The sequence below is a fragment of the Paenibacillus agaridevorans genome, assembly GCF_018604145.1.
GTDB classification, from domain to species: domain Bacteria; phylum Bacillota; class Bacilli; order Paenibacillales; family Paenibacillaceae; genus Pristimantibacillus; species Pristimantibacillus agaridevorans.
Genome location: NZ_CP075889.1, coordinates 6,669,255 through 6,692,317, shown reverse-complemented (window position 1 = coordinate 6,692,317; position 23,063 = coordinate 6,669,255). Strand labels below are relative to the sequence as shown.

At 50.9% G+C, this 23,063-nt stretch carries 18 protein-coding genes; 11 read left to right on the top strand and 7 right to left on the bottom strand.

Annotated features, from left to right (window positions below; translation table 11 throughout):
• Nucleotides 1–60: 60 nt before the first annotated feature.
• Complete coding sequence (locus KJW29_RS26815) at nucleotides 61–972, bottom strand: helix-turn-helix transcriptional regulator (RefSeq protein WP_214626954.1); 912 nt, start codon at nucleotides 970–972, stop codon at nucleotides 61–63.
• 100 nt (nucleotides 973–1,072) lie between these two features.
• Between KJW29_RS26815 and KJW29_RS26810 the strand changes: the two genes are divergently transcribed.
• Nucleotides 1,073–2,017, top strand: coding sequence for an alpha/beta fold hydrolase (locus tag KJW29_RS26810; RefSeq protein ID WP_214626953.1), 945 nt, complete (start codon nucleotides 1,073–1,075; stop codon nucleotides 2,015–2,017).
• Nucleotides 2,018–2,159: 142 nt separating this feature from the next.
• Here KJW29_RS26810 and KJW29_RS26805 read toward each other — a convergent pair whose 3' ends face one another.
• On the bottom strand, nucleotides 2,160–3,059 hold the full coding sequence (locus KJW29_RS26805) for an aminoglycoside phosphotransferase family protein (RefSeq protein WP_214626952.1): 900 nt from the start codon (nucleotides 3,057–3,059) through the stop codon (nucleotides 2,160–2,162).
• 207 nt (nucleotides 3,060–3,266) lie between these two features.
• Between KJW29_RS26805 and KJW29_RS26800 the strand changes: the two genes are divergently transcribed.
• The 3 genes from KJW29_RS26800 (at nucleotide 3,267) to KJW29_RS26790 (ending at nucleotide 6,249) form a co-directional block, all read left to right on the top strand.
• Nucleotides 3,267–3,845, top strand: a complete 579-nt coding sequence (locus tag KJW29_RS26800) for a sigma-70 family RNA polymerase sigma factor (protein WP_214626951.1) — start codon at nucleotides 3,267–3,269, stop codon at nucleotides 3,843–3,845.
• Nucleotides 3,835–4,830 (top strand): hypothetical protein, encoded by a 996-nt coding sequence (locus KJW29_RS26795; RefSeq protein ID WP_214626950.1) that lies wholly within the window; start codon nucleotides 3,835–3,837, stop codon nucleotides 4,828–4,830. The genes KJW29_RS26800 and KJW29_RS26795 overlap by 11 nt, the downstream gene beginning before the upstream one ends.
• Before the next feature lie 477 nt (nucleotides 4,831–5,307).
• Complete coding sequence (locus tag KJW29_RS26790) at nucleotides 5,308–6,249, top strand: stalk domain-containing protein (protein WP_214626949.1); 942 nt, start codon at nucleotides 5,308–5,310, stop codon at nucleotides 6,247–6,249.
• 76 nt (nucleotides 6,250–6,325) lie between these two features.
• On the opposite strand, the gene KJW29_RS26785 is transcribed toward KJW29_RS26790, so the two are convergent.
• The 5 genes from KJW29_RS26785 to KJW29_RS26765 all read right to left on the bottom strand — a co-directional run bounded on the left by KJW29_RS26785 (nucleotide 6,326) and on the right by KJW29_RS26765 (nucleotide 11,805).
• A complete protein-coding gene (locus tag KJW29_RS26785; protein ID WP_214626948.1) occupies nucleotides 6,326–7,327 on the bottom strand; it encodes a glycoside hydrolase family 130 protein in 1,002 nt (333 codons plus the stop codon).
• A 25-nt stretch (nucleotides 7,328–7,352) separates the two neighbouring features.
• On the bottom strand, nucleotides 7,353–8,297 hold the full coding sequence (locus KJW29_RS26780) for an MTP-1 family protein (protein WP_246608398.1): 945 nt from the start codon (nucleotides 8,295–8,297) through the stop codon (nucleotides 7,353–7,355).
• Between the two features lie 41 nt (nucleotides 8,298–8,338).
• On the bottom strand, nucleotides 8,339–9,904 hold the full coding sequence (locus KJW29_RS26775) for an extracellular solute-binding protein (RefSeq protein WP_214626946.1): 1,566 nt from the start codon (nucleotides 9,902–9,904) through the stop codon (nucleotides 8,339–8,341).
• Between the two features lie 71 nt (nucleotides 9,905–9,975).
• Nucleotides 9,976–10,848, bottom strand: a complete 873-nt coding sequence (locus tag KJW29_RS26770; RefSeq protein WP_087568307.1) for a carbohydrate ABC transporter permease — start codon at nucleotides 10,846–10,848, stop codon at nucleotides 9,976–9,978.
• Between the two features lie 51 nt (nucleotides 10,849–10,899).
• Nucleotides 10,900–11,805, bottom strand: a complete 906-nt coding sequence (locus KJW29_RS26765; protein ID WP_087568501.1) for an ABC transporter permease — start codon at nucleotides 11,803–11,805, stop codon at nucleotides 10,900–10,902.
• Nucleotides 11,806–12,051: 246 nt separating this feature from the next.
• On the opposite strand from KJW29_RS26765, the gene KJW29_RS26760 reads away from it, so the two are divergent.
• The 7 genes from KJW29_RS26760 (at nucleotide 12,052) to KJW29_RS26730 (ending at nucleotide 23,062) form a co-directional block, all read left to right on the top strand.
• A complete protein-coding gene (locus KJW29_RS26760) occupies nucleotides 12,052–14,364 on the top strand; it encodes an AraC family transcriptional regulator (protein ID WP_214626945.1) in 2,313 nt (770 codons plus the stop codon).
• 29 nt (nucleotides 14,365–14,393) lie between these two features.
• The gene (locus tag KJW29_RS26755) at nucleotides 14,394–16,199 is read left to right on the top strand and encodes a sensor histidine kinase (RefSeq protein ID WP_214626944.1); all 1,806 of its coding nucleotides are present in this window, start codon (nucleotides 14,394–14,396) and stop codon (nucleotides 16,197–16,199) included.
• Nucleotides 16,196–17,734 (top strand): response regulator transcription factor, encoded by a 1,539-nt coding sequence (locus tag KJW29_RS26750; RefSeq protein ID WP_214626943.1) that lies wholly within the window; start codon nucleotides 16,196–16,198, stop codon nucleotides 17,732–17,734. Before KJW29_RS26755 ends, KJW29_RS26750 begins: the two co-directional genes overlap by 4 nt.
• A 201-nt stretch (nucleotides 17,735–17,935) precedes the next feature.
• Entirely contained in the window at nucleotides 17,936–18,895 is a 960-nt protein-coding gene (locus tag KJW29_RS26745; RefSeq protein ID WP_425517580.1) for an ABC transporter permease, read from the top strand.
• A gap of 12 nt (nucleotides 18,896–18,907) precedes the next feature.
• Nucleotides 18,908–19,783: a carbohydrate ABC transporter permease gene (locus tag KJW29_RS26740; protein ID WP_214626941.1), complete on the top strand. Its 876-nt coding sequence runs from the start codon at nucleotides 18,908–18,910 to the stop codon at nucleotides 19,781–19,783.
• Between the two features lie 78 nt (nucleotides 19,784–19,861).
• Entirely contained in the window at nucleotides 19,862–21,505 is a 1,644-nt protein-coding gene (locus tag KJW29_RS26735) for an extracellular solute-binding protein (RefSeq protein WP_214626940.1), read from the top strand.
• Nucleotides 21,506–21,598: 93 nt separating this feature from the next.
• Nucleotides 21,599–23,062 carry a sulfatase gene (locus tag KJW29_RS26730; protein ID WP_214626939.1) on the top strand — a complete coding sequence of 488 codons (1,464 nt, stop codon included), beginning with the start codon at nucleotides 21,599–21,601 and terminating at the stop codon, nucleotides 23,060–23,062.
• The last annotated feature ends 1 nt before the right edge of the window (nucleotide 23,063 follow it).

Here is a 23,063-nt window from a genome sequence, read left to right as displayed (position 1 = left end):
ATATGGACTGGAACGGATTCTAAACGACACACGAGACACTATGCCGAGACGAGACCTTTATCAGGAATAGTTCTCCATCATTTGATATAAATAATTTCGGAATTCTTCAACATAGGTTTTGGGTTCTACAACTTTTAGATGAGTGCCGAAGCTTGCTAGTAATTGAAAACCCATACGATTTTGAGGGACATAAATGGTTGCTAATAAAGATCCGGAACTATGGTCTTCAATACTTCTTCGACCATACCGTTCGACGATTTGATCTTTTATGCTAGGCGATATCCATGCCTTAATCGTGACGAATTGCGGTAGATAACTTGCAACGCGACCTTGCTCTGACCAATCGTCTCTAGGATGAAACGCGCGTTCATCCATAGTCATATGATCGATTCGGGATAACTTGAATGTTCGATATCCCTGTCGATGTAAACAGAATCCTTTCAAGTACCAACTCGATTCGCTAAAATGCAGCTCATAGGGCTCGACCGTTCTATTCGTTACAGCCCCGTCTTTATCTGTATAATCAAACGAAACTAACCTTTTCTTTGAAATGGATTCTTGACATGTCTTTACGGTTTCAAGAATCTCGGACCGACCTTCCCAATCATAAAAAGACAGTTGAATGGAACGATTTAGAGACAATGGACTAACCATTGCCTCTATTTTTTTTATCGTTCTTTCCACTTCTTCGGTAAGGAGGATTTGTTCCAATCCGCCGAGCGCAATTAATATATTCTGTAAATCGGAGCTGCTTAAAAGGCGTTTATCAACCTTGTATTCATCCATTATGCCGTAGCCGCCTTTGACCCCATTGACAGAGTAGATCGGGATGTTCGATAAGCTCAATGTTTCCATATCGCGAAGAATCGTTCTTTTGGAAACATGGAATAGTTGTGAGAATTCCTTTGCAGGAACAACCTCTTTTTTCAGCAATATCATGATAATCGAAATGAGTCTCTCCACTTTGTCCATGATTGCCCTCTTTTTTCTACATGATTTCGGAACGGTGACAATAAGATGTCACCTTTTGTCCATTATACTACATGTATCACAAGAAGGAGGTTTTGATTCCATGTTTAATCCAACCGATTTTCCCAAGCCCACCCTTATTTCAGTCAACGGTGTGGAACTCGAAGTCTTTGAAGCAGGCCGACAAAATGCCGGAAAACCCATTGTCCTCTGTCACGGCTGGCCAGAGCATGCCTTTTCTTGGCGGCATCAGGTGGCCGCCCTTGACGCAGCGGGCTACCATGTCATCGTCCCAAACCAGCGGGGTTACGGAAACTCATCCCGTCCGACCGAAGTAACCGACTATGACATTGAACACTTGTCGGGTGATCTCGTCGCCCTTCTTGATCACTATGGATACGAGGACGCCACCTTTGTGGGTCACGATTGGGGTTCGATGGTTGTTTGGGGGCTGACCTTGCTGCATCCAAGCCGAGTAAACAGAGTGATAAATCTGAGCCTGCCTTACCAGGAGCGTGGAGAAAAACCCTGGATCGAGTTCATGGAACAAATACTTGGCGGCGACTTCTATTTCGTCCACTTCAATCGACAGCCAGGCGTCGCAGACGCCATATTGGAAGAGAATACGTTCCGGTTCCTTCGCAACCTGTACCGGAAGAACGTGCCCCCCACAGAGCCTCAGCCGGGCATGGCAATGATCAATCTCGCCAGAGCAGAAACACCGCTCGGTGAGCCCTTGATGAGCGACGGCGAGTTGGCCGTTTTCGTCTCTGCCTTCGAAAAAGCGGGGTTCACGGGCAGCATTAATTGGTACAGGAACCTTGACCGCAACTGGCGTTTATTGGCGGAAGCTGACCCTATCATCCAACAACCCGCACTCATGATCTACGGCGACCGGGATGCGGTCCAGAGATCTGAAAGCCTGACAAAGTTCGTGCCCAATGTGGAAGTGGTCAATCTGGATTGCGGTCATTGGATCCAGCAAGAAAAGCCGGAAGAAACAAACCAAGTGATTATAAGATGGCTGGAACAGCAGGATGCCACCTAGTGAAGTGACTGATTGGGCACCGTTCTCCTAACCCCTAATGGCGCGGCGGCCGGTGTGATGCGGTCAGCGGTTTCAATAAAATAGCGACAGTCCAGGACTTTATTTTCTCGTCCTTTGGCTGTCGCTGCTTCTAATTATAGGGTCAGCCTTCAGAATGACGAAGTTGACGCCGCTGTTTATACTCCGCAATAATAACTTCTATTATGTGATGCCCCCACACCGAGAGCTCCGAACCCGGCTCGTTCCCGACATAGGTAATGAGAGCCTTCCATAAAGCCCAGCCCCGTGCCCGATTAATCATAGCTTCGTCAACGTTCATGTGCTCCAGAAAGACAGCGCGGCTGTCATCGTCGAAAAATGTCCAAGCCATTACAAGGTCGCTCGACGGGTCTCCCGCTCCCATGGTTCCAAAATCGATAACGCCGCTCAAGCGTCCCTTCTGGACAAGCAAGTTGCCTACGACGATATCGCCATGCAACCATACCGGAGCAGGTTGATATCGTGTAGAGAGGGAGAGCTCCCAAATGTCCGACAACAACTTCCGATCGTATGAGCCGGCGAGCTTAGCGATGGCGGATAACGTTTCGTCATGGTAGATTCTGAGGTTTCCTCCGCGATGAAAGTTTTGAACGCCCGCGGGGATCCCCTTGCTTGCGTCTATGGCCTGCAGCTCGAGCAGGAATCGCGCAAGATCCTCGGCCAATTGGTTTTGGCTGCGGATATTGCCATGCGTGACAGTGTCGCCTTCAATCCATTGGTTGACGGACCAAGGAAATGGATAATCTTTCGAAGGTTCTCCTTTCGCAACAGGCGCGGGGATCGGCAAGGACAGCAGAGGCTTGAAGACAGGCAGCCACATCATCTCTTTCTCGACAGCCGAAGCATACCGTTTATGGCTTGGCAGCCTGACGGTCATCTCGCTGCCCAGACGGAAGGTGCGATTGTCATGTCCGCTTTTATCGACTGGGGTAATGTTGTGATTTTTCCATTGAGGAAACTGGTTGTCTATAAGTTCCCGTACCAATTGAACGGTAATATCCATCTTCCGGACTCCCCCTAAATTTCACTGAGTAGCACCCTTTATTATAAGCAACAGCGTTCAGACTCTCCAAGGATACAACGGTTATAAAAAAACTTACCCCGGCTTCTTCAATATGCTCTAAGATCAAAGTAACTTTTACTGCAGCAATGAACCTTTTATCCAAAACGGACCAATAAATCATGTAACACCTGAATGGAGGCCGGTCCTATGAAGGATATTGATTGGAGCCCATGGCTTATCCGGATGAGCCGGGGCGACGAGGAGGCATTTCGTACGGTATACGAAGCGACGCGCAATCATGCCTACAGGCTGATTCATTATCTCTCTCCCCGCAAAGAAGATGTGGGGGACATCATGAGCGAGGTTTATATCGAGTTGATGAGAAGCGCGGACAAGTATCGATCGGAGCAGCCTTTTACAGCATGGTTTAACGGATTGATTGTCAGGCAAGTGCGGAATTGGAAGAGGAAGAGCTGGAGAATTTTTCGAATCGCGGAGAAGCTGCAAACGGTAGCGGGCCAGTCCTGGGACGGCCGAGCCGAAGCGCGGTTGTCCGCTGTAGGCGACCGAATGGAGCTTGAGCCGCTTCTGGGGATTCTATCCCATAAAGCAAGGGAGATCCTTGTTCTCAGGTACTACCAGGACTGTTCGCTGGAAGAGATTGCGGAGCTGCTGGACATCCCTTTGGGAACGGTCAAATCGAGACATCATCACGCCCTGAAGCAGTTGCGCCGCCGATTCGAGGAGAACCAGGGGGGAAAGGAGCGGAATGGCTATGTCTTTTGAACGGAAGTTAATGGAGGCGTTCAAGCGCGATCAGGCCGAGCTGGAATGCCCTCCTTCGCTGGATGAGCGAATCATGGCCGATTATGGACGGATGGCGATGGACGGAAGGAGAAATATTCATATGAAAAACAAAAGAGGTTTATCAAGGGTTGCCATTATTGCCGCTATTATAGCGGTTCTGACCGGATTCGGTTATGCAGGCACACAGCTGTTGTTCTCGGACTCGCTAGGCAAGTATTCCATTCGTATGCAATCGAATGAGGCGCTGACAATTAGCCCCGAAGCGTTGGATAATGCCCGGGCGTCGTTAAAGGCGGTACAAGATGAGCTGGCGCCGGGTACTACGGCTGTTGTTTATCTGCCGGAGGTTTTCTCGGAGTACCGTGGCGCTCCTTTGCCTATCGGAGTCGCAAGTCCGGATTGGATTGCCGGAGCCCTGGAGTGGCGGAGCGTATTGGAGGAGAAAGGCGTGACGGAAACGTTGCCGGACAACCTGCTTGGTGGTGCCTACACCTTGAAGGCGGGGGCCGAGGGAAGTCCCTTCCATGTTATCATGGGGTTGGATGCCGCAGATAGCTTGGAAGAAATGAAAGACGAACATCATCAAACGGGAGGCAGCGAACCGCTATGGCGCTTGACGGAGCCGTCCGCCGCAGGTCCGGAATCGTACTACACTTCGGTCTACAAGGATGTCAATGACGAGGCTCTGTACTATACCTGGCAGATTATTAGCGATGCTTCCATAAAAACCGAAGCTTTAACTTCGCCTTCAACCGTCTACGAAGAGCTGGATTTAGACGGACACAAGGCGCATTACACCAAAAACGATCAATCGCTGTTCGGAGAGAGCAACGTGCTGCAAGGAATCATGTGGATGGAAGAGAAGGAAGGCGAAACGGTTGTCCATCATGTAGAGTCGGATTCGGCCAGCATGACAAAGGAACGGTTGGTCGAGGCGGCTGCAGGCCTATTCCTTTTTCACTGATTTTTTGGATAGCCATTTTGCCAGGTGCAGGCCAGTTTGGGAAATGTGTGTGAATTTTCATACACGTTTGGCCAGAGCTGGCCTGTTTGGGGTATTGTATATGAATTTTCATACACGTTTGGCCAGAAGCCGGCCTATTTGGTGGATTGTGTATGAATTTTCATACACGATTGGCCAGAAGTGGGCCTATTTGGTGGATTGTGTATGAATTTTCATACACGATTGGCCAGAAGCGGGCCTGTTTGGTGAATTGTATATGAATTTTCATACACACTTACCCCGGTGAAGCGACTTGTTTTGAATTTTGTTACAAGCCTACCCATATAATCGAGCCATAAGGACAACGGTGCTACCTTAAAAGTTCACTTCTCGGACAGCCCCTATCGGAGGCCGGCAGTGCAGCCTAAGGCAACAAAACGAAGCCTTGCCCCGTCTAATGAGGGTATAACCACGGCCTAATGCTAAAGGAGAACCTTCATGAAACGTAATTTTGGCAAAATAGTCGTAATCGGAATCGCCGTGATCGTGCTTGTGCCTATCCTGCTGTATGTGGAATTCCAAAAAGGTTTCTATCAGAAGTTCCGATTCGAGCAGCGGACGGAGCGTTACTTGGCGCAAACCTACGATGAGTCAATGAAGGTTGTGAGCACTCGTTACCTCTGGGACAACATCGAGCCGCTTGTCGCGACCGTACAGCCTGCCTCGGATCCTTCGCTGCAATTCAACGTGTATGTCAATAAAAATCGCGAGCAAGGATTATCGGATGACTACGCCACGACGCTATGGAAGAAGCAGGCGAAGCTAGAAGCGGAGTCGCTGTTGCAGACCGTACAGGCCGAATACGCCGATTTTATCCACATCGATTTCTCTTGTTGCAAGGTCGCCGAATATGATTATGCCTCCATTCGGGGAGCGGTGCCGCATTACGGTACGACAGGACTGCCATTCGATCTAGTCGTAAATATGGAGCGGCCGGCGGAAGAGGCTGATCTGGCCCATATGTATCATTCGGTAATGGCGCTTCGAGAGTCGAAGTCGTTGTTGCTGGACAAGTTGATCTTTAGCTTCCCTCATCCGGTTACGGGCTCGACCGCGAGCTTCGAGATCCCCGGCGAGGCGATGGACAGGGTCTCATCGGTTAAAGAGATCGAAGCTTATAACGTCACGAGACTACCCGCGTCGTACATTGCGGAGGAGATCCGCGCAAATCTGTCATGGACCGAGGAGAAGAGCGAGGCGGTATTTAAACGTGGGGACGCGACCTTGGTTGTCCGAAGCTGGGGCAATGAAGCGAAATGGAACGGCACGCCGCTAGGCGATCCTATAGGCGCATATATCGGAGACTCAATGGAGCTCCAGGTTCCCGTTCAATTAATCGAGAGGACATTTGGTCAAAAGCTCGTGCTTTGGTCCCCATGACCGCCTCAGCTTAAAAGGTAAGCTCCGTAACAAAGAGCAGCCCTTCCCGTTCAAGGGAAGGAGCTGCTCTTTGGTTTTACCCTTCAAGACAGAGTCTGATCAGGTCGTCCACATGGGCGGTAGCGAGGCATTCCACCGTGTCGGCGGCACCGTAATAGATTTTTACTTCGCCATCCTCCTCCAGCACCATGCCGCCAGGGAAAATGACGTCGTTACGGAAGCCCCCGTCCGTCTCGTACGGCGCTTCCGGCGCCAGCAACGGCGACGAGCTCATGCCGAGAATTTTCTTCGGATTGTCGAGATCGAGCAGCATAATGCCGGCCGTATACCGCTTCTTCCAGGTCGGCTCCCAGCCGTTCTTTCCTCTGGCGGGATCGATATCCACCGCATGGAACGTGGTTAGCCAGCCCTTATCCGTCTTCACGGGCGGCGCGGCCGGGCCAATCTTGTCATTGGCGAACGGCACTTGCTCCACCGCCAGCAGCAGCTCGGAACGGCCCCAATAGACCAGATCCGGCGACTCCGAGATCCAGGTGTCGAACCGGTCGGCTCCGCCGCGACTGTATACCGTGAACGGTCGCTCCAGCCGGACGTAGTTGCCGCCGATTCGCTCCGGGAACAGCACCATGTTGCGCAAATCCGGCGTCGACAAGCTCAATACTTCGAAGGATTCGAAGTCGTCCGTCACCGCGACGCCGCCCCGAATGCCGTGTTTTGTATCGACGGCAAAGCACATGTAGCATCGTCCGTCGATGACCGTCAGACGCGGATCGTAGGCGCGCACGATCTCCTCGTCGCGCATCTTGAAGATCGGCTTCGGTCCCGCCGTCCAGTTAATGCCGTCGTCGCTGAAGGCGATGCCGAGATCCGTCGTATGAGACGGTTCGATCGTCTTATTGCCCAACGAGCCGTAGTCGTTGCGGAATACCATGACGTAGCGGCCGTTCATCTTGGCTACTCCGGCATTGAAGACAAGCGCGGTGGGATAAGGCACGCGTGCCGCGTCCAGTACGGGATTGGCCGGATGGCGGGTAATGAGCGGGCTCGACGCCAGCGCTCCAATAATTTTGTTTTGCATCGATTAGCTTCCTCCTCTATCTCTTCTAAACAAGACGACCATGTCTTGCGAACGGATAGTCGATCGTAATACGCCCAGCCTGGCAATCGCCAATGCCGCTGTACAGATCCGCCTTGCCGTCCGGACGCATCACGATGCCCGAGGCGAAGACGCAGTCGACCAAATATGGCATTTTGGCCGGGCCCGGAGGGTAGCAGGGACGACTTCCGATCAGATGAAGATCCGAGGATTCCCGGGTAATGGGATCGAAGACGAAGGCCATGTTTAGATACACCCTCAATTCCCCGTCATTCTCGTCCTGATCGCGGTAACAGATGTGGCCGATGACGCCGATTTTGCCGCTGTCGAGCAGATAAGCCTGATTGACGCCGCCCCATTCGCCCTCGCCGAAAATGCCGTGAATGTAAGGCGCATTTTCGATGACGTCCGCCGTCAGATCATCCAAATTGTCGATGACCGTAAAGCCGATCATGGATTCGCTGCCGTATTTGCTTCTCATGTCGGCGTTCCGCGGGCGCGAGAAGACGCCGATCTTGCCGTTCGAGAGCGGAACAAGGCGAATATCCTTCATTTTGTTTGGACCGGTCGTGAAGTAGTACAAGTCGTGGAGATTGGCGCCCCGGAAGAAATAGCCGAAAAACGTGCTGTACTTCCCTCTCTCGTATTGCACATGGGTCCCGCCCAGTATAAGCTCGTCGCCGATCTCGCTGATGTAAGGGTCCTCCAGCGTATAGATCATGCTGTCTTTGACCACGGTCCATTCATCTTGTCCCGTCTCCTCGAAGAGGCGGACCCAAGAGCGGGCCCACTCCTTCCGACGTTCGACCCGTCCGAACAGGTAACGTTTTCCGTCCCGTTCGAATGGGATCGAAATATTGTAAACATCAAACCCGTCTACGCCATGAAAGACCAATGTCGCGCTTTCATAGATGTTTTTTGCCGCTTCAAATGCCAGTCTTTGCTGCTTCAAGGTCAACTTTCTCAACGCCTTCCGGTTTGTTTTCGGTTCGCTTACTTTTGAGAAGCCTGATAGGTCTCGAATTGCAGCTGGTATTCGGCCACGACTTTATCCAGACCGGCTTTTTTCATTTTCTCCAACGCGGCCGGGAAGGCCTTGTCGTAATCCTGGACACCCATATAAATCGGAGTGATGCTAGCGGAAGCTTCGGACAAAATGTTGGTGTACTCGGTTCTTACATTCGTTGGGTCAAAAACAAAGTTTGCCGCGATACTGTTAATGGCGCTCGGATTTGGCTCAAATAAAACTTTGTTGTTGTCGGGGATGCTGGCCTCCAAGTCAAAACGCATGAAGTTTACGTTGCCGTTTTGCGAATCGGATCCTCTGTATCTCGAATTGTTATTGTTCTCCGGATCCCGGATCGGCGTGAAGCCCTTCTCGCCGTCCTTGGTGTAGTGCTCGCCCTCTATGCCATATTGAACCAGATCATAATTCTCTTGACTTGCCAGCATCCAATCCATAAATTTGACGGCCGCCTCCGGATGTTTGCTGTTCACCGGCACGGCATTCCCGTTCTTGAAGGCGAGCGGACGCAGATACTCTTTCTCCGGGTTGAACCATACAACGCCGATATCGTCCACAGTGGCTTCCGGATTGTACTTTTTAAGCCCGTTCAAGCTTCCGCCGGTTCCCAGGCGGACGAACCATTCGCCGCTGTCGAGCTGAGCATCGACCTGCTCCTGCTTCATGACCAGGATATCCGGATTGGTAAGTCCCTTGGTGTACAGTTCGCGCATGAAGGCCGCATCTTTTTTGAACTCCTCCGTCTCAATCCAGGACTTGAACTCGCCGTTCTGATTCACGTAAAAGAATTTATCCTTCACCGTGAAAGGGAAGGTATCATAAGACCGGTGCAGCATGGACGTATGCAGGAAGATGGGGTCGAAGTCAGCCCGAGTGCCCAGATAAGGTTTGTTGCTTCCTTTCCAGTTCTGCATGACTACTTCCCAAGCGCTGATCAATTCTTCCGGAGTCTTCGGCTCTTCGAGATTGTTCTCGCGGAGAATGTCCCGACGAATATTGAACTGGCCTTCGCTTGCCATTTCAACCCAATAAGAGGGAACGACATAATAGTTTCCATTAATTTTGGCTCCGTCGAGAATATCGTCCGGGATGGACTTCTTCAGATTCTCTCCATACTTGTCGATCGCATCCGAGATATCCGCAAGCGCGCCGCGATTATAGTAGCTGGAGAATGGCGTACGGTCCTGCATGACGTGGAACAAGTCGAATTCCTCGCCGGTGGACAACATCAAATTGAGCTTCTGATCCCATGCATCCCACGGGATGTAGACCTTCTCCACCTCAACGCCTACACCGTCCGCAGCCAGCTTCTCATTGACCTTTTGGTACACTTCCTTGTAGTCTTTCGGCTCGGTGCCGGGAACCAAATATTTGATTTTGACCGCCTCGGCAGGCTTCCCGTTATTTTCCGACTGCGGGTCGGAAGAGTTGCCGCCGGTACTCCCCGCGCCCTCCGAATCGGATGCTTTGCCGCATCCCACCAATGTCGAAAGGGCAAGCACTGCTGCTAATGCAAACGCGTATTGCTTTTTCATACCAATTGACCTCCTCAAATCATGCTGTTTTTTTATATAAACCCCAATGGGAATATATCCGTCTTTAGCCATCAGCCTTTGACCGAACCGATGACCAGGCCTTTTACGAAGTATTTCTGCAAATACGGATAGAGGAAAACGATCGGCCCGATCGTCACGATCGCCGTCGCCATCTTGACGGATTCCGAAGGCAGCGTCATATCGCTTGTCCCGGCCAGCATCGTCATCTCGTTAAGCATGCTGATCTCCGACTGCAGCTGCAGAAGCATAAATTGCAGCGGGTACAAATCCTGGTCGTCGATCAGCATGATCGCATTCCACCAGTTGTTCCAGTAGTCCAATCCGTAAAAGAGCGCAATGGTCGCCAGAACGGGCGTGCAAAGCGGAAGATAGATCCGGAACGCGATCGTTATATCATTGGCCCCGTCAATAGTCGCCGATTCTCTGAGCGAATCGGGCACGCCATTCATGAAGTTGCGTACCAGGAACAGGTTGAACGGACTGAACAGCAGCGACGGAATAATCAGCGCCAGAATATTGTCGGTCAGACCGAGCATGCGGTTCATCATATACCAAGGCACGATCCCGGCGGAGAAGATCATGGTGATAAAAAAGTAAAGCGCCAGCAGATTCCGATATTTCACATGTTTGTTCGCCAGCGTATAGCCGGCCATCGACGTTACCAGTATGGCCAGAAGCGTGCCGACGACCGTGACAAAGATGGAGATGGTGTAGCTCTGCATCACCTGAGAACCGCCTGTAAAAATCAGTTTATAGGCATATAAGGAAAACTTCTCCGGGAAAAGACTGTAGCCGTTCTTTAATACGGCATCCTCGTCCGTGATCGATATCATCAGCACCAGCAGCATCGGAATAAAGCAGATCGCCGAATAGATCGAGATCAGCGCATACATCACCGTCTTGCTAAGGGAAAACTTCTTCATGACTAATCCTCCTGAAACCTCGCCGCGGCAGATCCCTGCCGATGCGGGATTTTAATACAAAGCGCCGTCTCTGAAAAATTTGCGGGTAATCGCGTTCGTGCCGAAGACGAGGATGAACCCGATGACGGACTGGAACAGCCCGACGGCCATCGCCTCGGAAGGGTCGCCGATCTGACGCAACGAGCGGAAGACATACGTATCGATAATGTCCGTGGTCGAATACAAGGTGCCGTTGTCGCCGATCAAGGCATAGATCATGCCGAAGTCCCCATACATAATTTTTCCAATCGAAAGCAATGTTAGAATGATGACAGTCGGCATCATGAGAGGAAGGGTGATGCGCAAGCACATCTGCCATCGATTGGCCCCATCGATCTCGGCCGCTTCATACAAGGTTTCGTCGATGCCGGTAATGGTAGCCAGATAGATGACGGCGCTCATGCCCGCGCCCTTCCATACGTTCATCGCAGTGAGGATGGCAGGCCAGACCTCCGGCTCCGTGTACCAGTTGACAGAGGCGATTCCGAGCATATTCAGCAATTTATTGATCAGTCCCATATCCATGGAGAAGAAGGCATACAGCACATAGCTGACCACGATCCAGGAGATGAAATGCGGGAAAAGCATGACCGATTGGCTGATCTTGACAAACAGCTTCTTGCGCAGCTCGTTCAGCACGAGCGCAATCACAAGAGCCGTCAGCGTACCAAAGGCAATAAAGAGCAAATTCAGGAAAATGGTATTAAAGGTGACTGTGACGGCTTTGTAGGAGCGAAAGAAAAACTCGAAGTTCTGCAGCCCCACCCATTCGCTATTGAAAATCCCCTTTGTATAATTAAATCGTTGAAAAGCAATGATCATATACGGATAGGTCATATACCCGAAAATAAATGTATAAACCATCGCCGGGAGGACCAGCAAGTAAGAAGTTCCGTTCTTGCGGATATCCATAAACATGCCGAATGTCTGTCGCTGTCTTTTTTCCAATTTCGTATCCTCCTATAAGTTTTGTGAGCGTTGCATTAACTCTATATCAGAGTCCGGGTGCTGCCAATTTTGAATACCGGATTTCGCTTTCACTATTCGGACATAGGCTTTCAAATATCCGAAATGACCATCATTTATAAGGAATGAAGTATCTTTTTAAGCGGGATTATTCTATATTGGTTAGATTACACCAGCTAACCGGAATGGAGGCTTCTCATGCGACTTACTATGGATCGGCTTGTTCGATATAAGGCATTCCAGAAGCTGACCATATCCTACTTTTTGCTCATCCTTCTCACGGTCAGTCTGCTCTCCGCCTATCTCTTTTATTTTTTCTCGAGGAGCGCTATCCAAGAAATAGATCGCAATTCCAAAGCCGTTCTATCCCAAATAAGCTACGCATCCGATGTCGTCTATAACCAAGCCATGACGATCGGCAATTCTTTGCTCACCCAGCCGGAGATTACTTCATTTTTGCATGATACGCAGGAGGATAAGACGAGGAATTACCATGTCTTTCAACAATTGTCCCAGATTCAAAGCTCGTATCCGTATATCCACAGCATCGGGATTTATCGACCGTCCACGGCGACGGTCGTCGATACGGCAGGGCTTCCGTTTGATGCTTCGCTCTACGCCATCAGCGCCGAACAATATATGGAGTTTTACCCGAGGAGTCTGACCGTTCCTAATAGCAATCAGAGGGCGCCGCTGCAGTTCCTGACCTTTCTGTTGTATCCGGACTTCTCTCTGCGAGCCACGAATAATCCGCTTATCTACATTAATGTAGAAGAACAGTCCATCCTGACGACGATCCGCAAAATCGGAAAAACGGATTCGACCAACAACGTGTTCGTCATCAACAAGGAAGGCAAGGTGCTGTCCCATACGGATTCGAATCAGTTTCTGGACGATTTGTCGGGCACGGGGCACGTGCAGCGGATTTTGGGCCAGGATGAGACGGAGAACAGCTTTACGACGACGATTGATCATAAGAAGCATCTGGTCGCTTATGTAAAGTCCAGGGAACTGGACTGGTATTTTGTGAGCGTTACTCCTTATTCCAGTCTTATCTCTGACATTAACCATCTTCGCAATGTTACGCTGCTTGTGACGGGAGTAATCGTGCTGATCGGCTTGCTTGTATCCATTTTTCTGAGCAAAAGCATCTATAGGCCGCTATCCGCGTTGTTCGAGAAAATCATGCAGAAAACAGCCGCACCGCAGTCGTCGTTTATCGACGAATACCAGGTCATGGCCGATATGTTCGCTTCGCAGGAGGAAAGAGAAAAGTCGATGCAATTCGTGATTAACCGGTCATCGCGAACGATTCGAGACCATTATCTGCATTCGCTGCTCAGAAGCCAATCGCCCGATACCTCCGTGCCCGAAGAACTCATTCGGGACATCGACGAGGAGCTTGCAGGGTCCTATTTCTGCGTGATCGTGTTTAAGTTCGATGATTTGGAGCCAGCGAGAGGAGGGACGGAAAGCGGGCAGAAGTCGCTGCTGCGCTTTGCCCTGGGCAATATTGCGAAGGAGATGCTGGAGTCTCTCGGTACATGCGATTATCTGACTACAGGGGAGAATGAAGGGGTAGCCATTTGCCAGTATACAAAAAACGAGCGCCCTGAGGAACTGGTACCCGCCTTGCGCAACGTACAGAGTTTCCTGAAGCGATACTTTAAGCTTACGGTCTCTATAGGGGTTGGCGATATAAGCTATGGCAGAAAAAACATCTCGTTTTCCTATAACTCGGCGCAGCAATATGTGAAGTATCGACTGATTTATGGAAAAGAGTCGATTCTGGACGCCCAGATAACCCGCCCGCATATTATGACGACCGCAAGCTACCCGACCGATTGCGAGAAGAGACTGATCGAAGCCGTTCAATCCGGCAAACCGGACGCCATTCGGGAAGCCGTCGAACAGTTTATCGAGCAAATTTCAGACGGCTCGGTCAATCAGGTGATCACGTACAGCACGCAATTCATGCTCTCTTTGCTCAAGCATTTTGATTATTTGCGTCATATTCCGGACTCTAATTTCACGGAGTATCTGGACGCGGTTACCGAAATCGAGGCTGCCGGCAATCTGGAGGAAATCAAGAGCCTCTTCAATCGATATTGCGCCAATATTTGCAGTCTGATCGAGGAGAAAAACCACTGGATAAACGCGCAAAAGCACAACATTGTCATTGAGAAGGTTCAAAACTATATTCAGGAGCATTACGCGGAACCCAATTTGTCCCTGGAGCTCGTCTCTAATATTGCCGACTTGTCTCCAAGTTATCTGGGCAAGTTGTTCAAGGGATCGACAAGGCAATCGTTCAGCGAATATCTGAATTATATCCGACTGGAGAAGGCCAAGGAACTTCTGACTTCGACGAGCGAGACGGCCGCAAAAATCAGCGAATCGGTCGGTATTTACAATACGACATACTTCTCGACATTGTTTAAGAAAAAGTACGGCCTGTCCCCTTCGGCTTTTCGGGAGCAAGAGGCGTTGATGAAAACGGAAAGGGATTAGGATTAACCGCGATTAATGGAGTGTGAGCTGTGGCACAAGCACAACCCAAAGGCTTTCGTTCGCGCAGAAGCTTCAAAATGAAGCTGATTGCCAGTTTATCCGCAGTCATTTTGATCGTTTTTTGCTTGAGCGGCTATATTTCCTATCGTATCCATCTTGACATCTTCGAGACGGAATTAAGCAAACAATTCGCTAAGGCGAATGAGCAGGCTCTGCTCAGACTGGAGCTTCGTATTCAAGATATCTATCGCATATCCGATTACGTTGTATTTAATCCCTACGTCGAGGAAATCATCATGAATTCGATCAGCGAAGGCGATGATGCAAAATATCAGCAATATCTGGATCGGATCCAGCTGGACGAACTCTTGAACAAAGTCAAGCTCGACGCTCCCCAGCTCCGGTCCTTATACTTGTACAATCTGAACGGTCAGCCTATCTACACGAACAACAGCCTAGCCGTGAACATTTTGGGAGATGAGAAATACCGGATCATCGCAGCCAATCTGGAGGGAACCGACGGTGGGATCGTATGGGACAAGGTGGCGCTGCCCAGCTCCGTAGAAGAAAGCGGGTTCCGGGATGTAATTGTCGCCTCCCGTCTGATGAAGACGCCGCATCTGGTTACTTATGGCGTCATGGTGATGATCTTCGACGAGACGTTGTTTTCCAAATTTCTGACCTCGCTGAAGGAGAAGGAGACCGGAAGAGTCTACTTGTTTGATCCAAGAAATCAATTGCTCTACACCGATGAGCCCCAACGGGATCGCATAGCTGCTGCCGACCTGCTTGCCTTGCGCCAGACGGATATCCTTACGGTGGACGAGAATCCGCATCTGTTTACCAAGAGCCGCTCCGAAGAAATTTTTTTCTCGCTGGTCAGCTCCGTCTCTCTGAAGGATATGCAGGAGGACAGCCAGAAGATCGTTGAAGTGGCGGTTTATTCCGCTATATTGAGCATCATCCTTGCCTGGATTCTTGTCACCGTCACCAGTCAGCAATTGCTGCGCCCGTTGAAGCTGTTGATGAGAGGCATGCAGCAGCTCCGACAAGGGAACTTCGAGACGCATATCGAGATTCAGACCAAAGACGAGCTGGCATTGATCGGACAAAGCTTTAACGCGATGGCCGCTAATATCAATTCCTTGATCCACGAAGTATACGAGCGGCAATTAAACGAGCGGGAGGCGGAGCTCAAGGCCTTGCAGGCGCAGCTGAATCCACATTTTCTGTACAATACGTTGGATACGATCTACTGGGAGCTCTATCTTAAGGATGATATGGAGACCGCGAAGCTGGTCTTGTCATTGTCGGAAATTTTACGGTTCGCGCTGGAGCCAGTCAACGAGATGATCACCTTGAAGGATGAGATTCATCAAATTGAAAATTATTTAAATATCCAGAAAGCAAGGTTAAAGGATGATTTACACACGGTTATTCGCATCGACGATGACGTGGAGCATTGTCTGTTGATCAGACTGCTGCTTCAGCCGCTCGTGGAGAATGTGTTCGTCCATGCTTTCCGTGATAAGGAGTTCGACAAGTTTATTGAGATCCATGCTTACCGGCATGCCGATCAGCTGCGAATCGAAATTACGGATAACGGCTGCGGAGTCGATTCGGAGACCGCGGAGCAAATCATGCTCCGAAGCGCTGGCACGGCGGATCAACAGCGACGCGAGCGGCTAGGGGTAAAGAGCGTCTTGCGGCGCATTGATCTTGTCTATGGATCGCCATACGGGCTGGAGCTGGTCAGCGGGCTTGGAACGGGAACAACGATGAAGCTGATCCTGCCGTATCAGACGGAGGCTGTCGACAAAGGAGAGCAGCAATGAAAATCTGCAGAGTATTGATTGTCGATGACGAAATTACGATTCGCAAAGGACTCACCAAATTAATCGAAAAAAATGCTCCCAACTGGAGCGTCATCGGGGAAGCGAGAAATGGCGTTGAGGCTATCGAGCAGATCCGGACGCTAAGCCCCGACCTGGTGATGACGGATGTGCGCATGCCGCATATGGACGGCATAGAGGTGTCCCGGCACGTCTATGAAACCTTTCCCGGAACAAGGGTCGTCATCCTGACGGGCTACAAGGATCTGGAGTATGCGCAAGCCGCGATCCGATACGGCGTCCTGGACTTCCTGCTAAAGCCTTGCCCGGAGCAGGAATTGCTCAAGGTTCTCGATAAGGCCAGCCGATTGATCATGCAGGATCTGCAGAAGAGGGAAGTCCACTTGCTGGAGCAGCAATTAATCGAAGAACATGTCATCCGTTCCCTCATGCTGAGATTGCCTTACGATCCGAACAAGCTGGAGGACATTAACGGAAAATATGTCCGCAAGGAATTGCTTATGCTGAAGGTCACGACCTATCTGCCGGATACCAAGTCCTACAGGAAAAGCGATCTGCCTTTATTGCAATTCGCCCTTACGAATATCGTGGAAGAGCTGATAGGAACGTTCAGGCTGAAGGGCAAGCTGCTGCCTGTTATCCATGATGTATACGCCGTCTTCCTGGAAGCTCATCCCTCGATACCGGAGTTCGCCGGGTCGCTGGGGGATGCGCTGGATCAGGTGCTGGGCATTCCGAACGTCATCCATCCCGTGGGCTATATCGAGAATGTGGCCCAATTGCCCGCCTGTTACGAGGCCATCGCGAGCGAGAGCAGCCGTACGGATGCCCTGCCCGATTCGACGCTGGAATTGCAGACGGTTAATCAGAATAAAGTGAGAGCCGTGCAGGACGAGATCATGTCCAAGATTATGCTGGGCCAGTCCGATCTGATGAAGGAGTACCTGACCGACTATATGGCAGGTCTGAAGGGTCAGCCCATCGAGAAGGCCAAGCTGGAAGCTTTGACGCTCGTTCTGTCCTTGTATGTCATCATTCAGAAGGAATTCAGCCAGGAGCAGTCCGTCCTCGATATCGGCGAGCCCTTAAGCGCCCTTCGGCTCATGAACGAGCCGGATGATGTGCTGATGTGGACGTCAGGGCAGGTGGAGCTGTTCTACCGCGAGTTCGGGAGCTGGCTTCAGCATAAGAACGAGAATATTATCGCCAAGGCGATTCGATATATCGAAGACCATTACATGGAGAACTGCAGCTTGACGGAAGTGGCGGGGGTCGTGCATCTAAGCCACAACTACTTCAGCAACCTGTTCAAAAAGGAAAAAGGCGAAAGCTTCGTCAACTATGTGACGAGCGTCAGAATGGATAAAGCCAAAATATTGTTAAGCAATACCAATATGAAAATCGCCGAAATCGCCGAGTTCGTCGGATACGACGATCCCAATTATTTCACGACGGTATTCAAGCAATTCGTCAAACTTTCTCCAAGAGAATATCGCAAGCATTCCAATAATCAATAGAGAAGAATGACGCCCGCCATCCCTCATACCTGGATGGCGGGTTATTGCTGTTCAGCGGGCAAGAGCGATAATTTCTCTAGTTCTAGAGATAATATTTCGAGGAATTCGATCTTGCGAACGAATACAATTACCTTATTGATTTTGATGCGAAGCACGAGACACTCCGTGTTCGACATATGGAGAGGTGGATTGATGACAGCCATGCAACCAGCACAGCCTAATCCGATAGATACGGAACGAGTCGGCAACTACTCGCGGAAGCTGCACCGAAAGAGAAGATTTAAGCAGAACTTGCCGCTACTGATGATGTTTTTGCCTGTTGTCCTTTTTTACGTCATTTTCAAATACGCTCCGATCGCGGGCAACATCATCGCCTTCAAAGATTACAACTTCTTCGACGGCGTCTTTGGAAGTCCGTGGGTAGGGTTCCATAACTTCGAGCTGCTGTTCAGCCAAACCCAGACGCTGGCCATTATCCGCAACACGTTGGTACTAAGCATCCTGCAACTGATATTCGGTTTCCCCGCGCCGATCATTCTCGCCATTTTGCTCAATGAAGCGAGGAAGATGATCTTCAAGCGAACGGTTCAGACGATCGTGTATTTGCCCCACTTCTTCAACTGGGTCATTATCGGAGGCATCGTCCTGACGATCTTCTCCATGGAATCCAGCTTTATTAACCACTGGATCGAGAAGATGACGGGATCGCCATATCCGTTCTTGTACAAACCATTCTCCTGGATCAGCATCTTCATCACATCGGGAATCTGGAAGGAGATGGGCTTTGGAACGATCATCTATCTGGCGGTCATTACGATGATCAATCCCAGCCTCTATGAATCGGCAAGTCTGGACGGAGCCAACAAGTTCAGGCAGATCTGGCATATCACGCTTCCCGGCATTCGTCCGACGATCATCATCTTATTCATCCTGGCAACCGGCAATATTATGGAAGTCGGCTTTGATCAGGTGTTCATGCTGCAGAATCCGGTCGTCGCCAATATATCGGAGGTCATCAGCACTTATATTTACCGGGTGGGCATCAAGGGCTCTCAGTTCAGTTTAAGCTCGGCCATGGGATTGTTCGAAGCGCTGGTCGGACTGGTACTCGTATTGTCGGCCAACTGGCTGGCTCGCAGATTCGATCAAGGATTGTTCTAGGGGGACGATGACATGAAAGCAACTTACAGCGACAAAGTATTCTACACGGTCAATTATATCGTTCTTACGATTATAGCCTTAACTTGTTTGTTTCCGCTGGTCCATATTATCGCCTTATCGTTAAGCGACTCGAGCTCGATTATGTCGGGCCTCGTGACGCTGTGGCCAAGAGGCTTCTCGCTCGAGGCGTATGAAGCGCTATTAAAGGGGACCAATGTGATGGGCGCGTTCAAGAACAGCTTGATCATTACATTGGTTGGCGTCGTGATGAGCATGCTGTTCACGATTCTCGCCGCGTACCCGCTTAGCCGCAAGTACTTCTACGCCAGAAAGGCATTCACCCTGTTTATGGTGTTCACCATGCTGTTCGGAGCCGGCATCATTCCGACCTACCTGGTCGTGAAGAGCCTGGGCCTGGTCGATACGTACTTCGCCCTCTGGCTGCCTGGCCTGATCAGCACCTACAATATGTTGGTGATGAAGAGCTACTTCGAGAATTTGCCGGAGGAGCTGCAAGAAGCGGCCCGGATTGACGGCTGCAACGAAGTTAATATTTTGACCCGGATCATAATGCCGCTATCGCTGCCCATGATTGCCACGCTGTCCTTGTTCTACGGGGTGACATATTGGAATGCGTTCATGAATGTATTGATCTACATTAATGAGTCGGGCAAATACAATCTATCCGTTCTCGTACAGCAGATGGTGCAGAGCCAGTCGGTTATGCAGGATCTGAACAACACGCAGCTCGAGGATATTCAGAACATTACGCCGCAGTCCATCAAGTCGGCAGGGGTTATGGTCATGGTCATCCCCATGCTTCTCGTCTATCCGTTCCTGCAGAAATACTTCGTAAAAGGCGTGCTGATTGGATCCATCAAAGGTTAATGAGAGGGGGAATGGCCTGGCTTGACCGAGTGGATTGTCCGCGATATATAACATTCCAATATAGGGAAGGGGATTCATATGGCAATAGGACGTAAATGGTTAATCATGGGGGTAACGGCCTGCATGACAGGCGCGCTTCTGGCAGGATGCTCGGCAAAAGATAATAATAACGCCGCAGGAGCAGGAGAACAAAATTCCGGAGAAGCTAGAGGCAATATTACAAGCTCGCTGTACGACCGCGGCAGCGTTCCGGCGGCGGAAGGCACGATGGAGGACAACCGCTGGACGAAGTGGCTGAACGAGAACGGACCTGCCAATGTCAAGTTCGTGCCTATACCGCGCTGGGAATCGACGGAGAAGTTCAATACCTTGTTCGCTTCCGGCAAGGCGCCGGATTTGCTGTTCGAATACGCTGCCGGACCGAAGGATACCTGGTATCAGCAGAAGCAATTAATGCCGCTTGACGATCTCATCAATGAACACAGTACCGAATATAAGGCGCTGCTCGAGAAATATCCTTATCTCAAAAAAGCCGGAACATTAAGCGACGGCCAGCTCTATTACGTCGGCCGGCTGAACGAGGTAACGCCAATTCGCGCCATCTTCGTTCGCAAGGATTGGCTGGAGAAACTCAATCTGGAGGTTCCGACCACGACCGAAGAGATGTTCGAAGTCGCTAAGGCCTTCACGAAGCTGGACCCTGACGGCAACGGCAAGGACGACACTTACGGTATGGCGATCAGCCATCAATCTGCCATTACGGTAGACCAAATCTTCCAGAACATGGGTTTTGTTGTGCGTAACGGCGAGGTCGTACGCGCTTGGGACAGCGCAGTAGCGGCTGCCGAATTCCGGAAGAGCTTGTACGATGAAGGCATCATTGATCGCGATTATCTAAACGACAAGAACGGCGAGAAGGCCAAGCAAGACTTCGTAACAGGGAAGCTTGGCATCTATCCGGTTCTCCTGAAGTGGGAACAGTTCATGAAGAACGAATATGTAACCTTGAAGCAAAATGTTCCCGATGCGGAAATTATTCCGATCGCTTATCCGGAAAGCCCGGCAGGATCCTTTAATCCGACGTTCCAGAATCCGGTGCAAATGACGGCGGCCGTGAACAGAGGCACAAAAGATCCGAAAGCGGTTATGGATTACATCGATTTCCTGGCGAAGCCATCTACAGGAACAGCGCTGCAATTCGGATTGGAAGGCGTACATCATGAGCTTGACACCGCCGGCTGCCCGGTCCTGACCGAAGGCGACAAGAAGGGTGAAGTTGGCTACATGACGGATGCTACGATGCTGTCATCGTCCATGCTGGTGCTGGAAGGCAAGTGCGGCACCGCCAATATGTTCAACCCGGAAATCCCGATTGAGAAGGAAGGGCTCGATATGTTCGAGCTGGGCAAGGACATCTACTTCGATCTGAACCGTCCATATGCGGAAATTACGCATTCCGAGCATATGCCGCAGCTGCCTAACGAACTTAGCATTACGCTTGGCGAGACGAACAAAACGATCGGCGAGCTGTGGGTCAAGGCGATCGTCAGCGGCTCCTCGTATTCGGTGGCGCAGGCCCTGGAGGAAGCGCAAAAGGTATGGGAGAAAGGCAGAGGACCGGAAGCCGAGGAATGGATGAAGAACTGGTATGCAGAGAACCAGGATACGGCATTCCTGGCCAAAGATATCTATGATTTCGTAAAACAGCAAGAAGGACTATAATCGAATAGAAGTACGGGTCGGACTTTATAGCTTGTCTATAAAGTCTGACTGCATTCCAGGAAACAATAAAATTCGATAGCCGGGAGATGTGTGATGAAGACGATCTTTATACTAATGGACTCCCTTAATCGCCATTATCTCAATTGTTACGGGGAAAGCTGGGTGCAGACGCCTAACCTGGATCGATTGGCGGCCAAGGGCATCGTGTTCGACCAGCATTACAGCGGTTCGCTGCCTTGCATGCCCGCGCGGCGAGAGCTGATGACGGGACGGCTCAACTTTCTCGAATCGCAATGGAGCCCGCTGCAGCCGTTCGACGAAGCGTATCCCGAGGAGCTTCGCCGGCAGTCGGGCGTCTACAGCCATCTGATTACGGATCATTATCATTACTTCGAGTCCAATGGCTGGGGCTACCACACGCCATTCCATACCTGGGAGTTCATGCGAGGCCAGGAAGGCGATCCCTGGCATCCCGGGGTGAAGGATCCGGAAGTGCCGAAGTTCCGCGGCAAGAGCAAGCGGCAGGACTGGGTCAACCGCAGCCGGATGGATTCCGAACGCGACGAAGACTATCCGACGCCGCAATGCTTCTCGCAGGCCATCAAGTTCCTTGAGCGCAATCGCGAAGAGGATAACTGGCATCTGCATCTGGAGGTATTCGACCCTCATGAGCCGTTTATGTGCCCGTCCAAGTATCGCGAGCTGTATGACGATACTTGGGACGACCGCTTTCACTTCGATTGGCCGGCGTACGCCCCCGTGGACGCGGAGGAGGAAGACGAGGCGGCGATCGCGCATATTCGCAAGAGTTATGCCGGCACGCTGACGATGGCGGATGCCTGGCTCGGCAAGCTGCTCGACAAGATGGACGAGCATGATCTGTGGCGGGATACGGCGGTCATCTTGACGACGGATCACGGACATCTGCTTGGCGAGCATGGATACTGGGCCAAAAATTATATGTTCGATTACCGGGAGCTCGTCCACATTCCATTAATCGCTTATATGCCTGGCGCCCCCATGAACGGAGGCAGAGTGAGCGCATTAACTTCGACGATGGACATCATGCCCACTTTGCTTCAATTCCATGGAGCGCAGCCATCGGCCCATGTGCACGGCCACTCGTTCGCCCATCTGTTCGAACGCGATGAGCCTCATCACGATGCGGTGCTGTATGGTTACTTCGGCAAAGACATCAGCTTGTCGGATGGCCGTTTTACGTACTGCCGCAAGCCGCTTCCCGGAAGCCTGGCGTATCATCACACGGCAGTGCCGGTTCGTTCGGGCGGAGGGCCGAACGAATACGAGGTCTGCGAGATCGACCGTTTCCTGCCGCAGACGCAGTTGCCGGTCTATCGGGTACCCAGACCGTCACAGCCGCATCATAACGCAACCGACGAACATCTGTTATACGATCTTGAGACTGATCCGGAGCAAAGCAAGCCCGTTCGCGAAGAGGAGCTTCATAGGCAGTATGAAGCCAAGCTTCGCGAGCTGATGGAGAGATACCAGGCGCCGGATTGGCAGTATGCGCGCGTAGGCTTGGAAAAGGTCTAAC

Coding starts and splice junctions, on each gene's coding strand:
- KJW29_RS26815 (WP_214626954.1), bottom strand. CDS start 972: ATGGACAAAGTGGAGAGACTCATTTCGATTATCATGATATTGCTGAAA.
- KJW29_RS26810 (WP_214626953.1), top strand. CDS start 1,073: ATGTTTAATCCAACCGATTTTCCCAAGCCCACCCTTATTTCAGTCAAC.
- KJW29_RS26805 (WP_214626952.1), bottom strand. CDS start 3,059: ATGGATATTACCGTTCAATTGGTACGGGAACTTATAGACAACCAGTTT.
- KJW29_RS26800 (WP_214626951.1), top strand. CDS start 3,267: ATGAAGGATATTGATTGGAGCCCATGGCTTATCCGGATGAGCCGGGGC.
- KJW29_RS26795 (WP_214626950.1), top strand. CDS start 3,835: ATGTCTTTTGAACGGAAGTTAATGGAGGCGTTCAAGCGCGATCAGGCC.
- KJW29_RS26790 (WP_214626949.1), top strand. CDS start 5,308: ATGAAACGTAATTTTGGCAAAATAGTCGTAATCGGAATCGCCGTGATC.
- KJW29_RS26785 (WP_214626948.1), bottom strand. CDS start 7,327: ATGCAAAACAAAATTATTGGAGCGCTGGCGTCGAGCCCGCTCATTACC.
- KJW29_RS26775 (WP_214626946.1), bottom strand. CDS start 9,904: ATGAAAAAGCAATACGCGTTTGCATTAGCAGCAGTGCTTGCCCTTTCG.
- KJW29_RS26770 (WP_087568307.1), bottom strand. CDS start 10,848: ATGAAGAAGTTTTCCCTTAGCAAGACGGTGATGTATGCGCTGATCTCG.
- KJW29_RS26765 (WP_087568501.1), bottom strand. CDS start 11,805: ATGTTTATGGATATCCGCAAGAACGGAACTTCTTACTTGCTGGTCCTC.
- KJW29_RS26760 (WP_214626945.1), top strand. CDS start 12,052: ATGCGACTTACTATGGATCGGCTTGTTCGATATAAGGCATTCCAGAAG.
- KJW29_RS26750 (WP_214626943.1), top strand. CDS start 16,196: ATGAAAATCTGCAGAGTATTGATTGTCGATGACGAAATTACGATTCGC.
- KJW29_RS26745 (WP_425517580.1), top strand. CDS start 17,936: ATGCAACCAGCACAGCCTAATCCGATAGATACGGAACGAGTCGGCAAC.
- KJW29_RS26740 (WP_214626941.1), top strand. CDS start 18,908: ATGAAAGCAACTTACAGCGACAAAGTATTCTACACGGTCAATTATATC.
- KJW29_RS26735 (WP_214626940.1), top strand. CDS start 19,862: ATGGCAATAGGACGTAAATGGTTAATCATGGGGGTAACGGCCTGCATG.
- KJW29_RS26730 (WP_214626939.1), top strand. CDS start 21,599: ATGAAGACGATCTTTATACTAATGGACTCCCTTAATCGCCATTATCTC.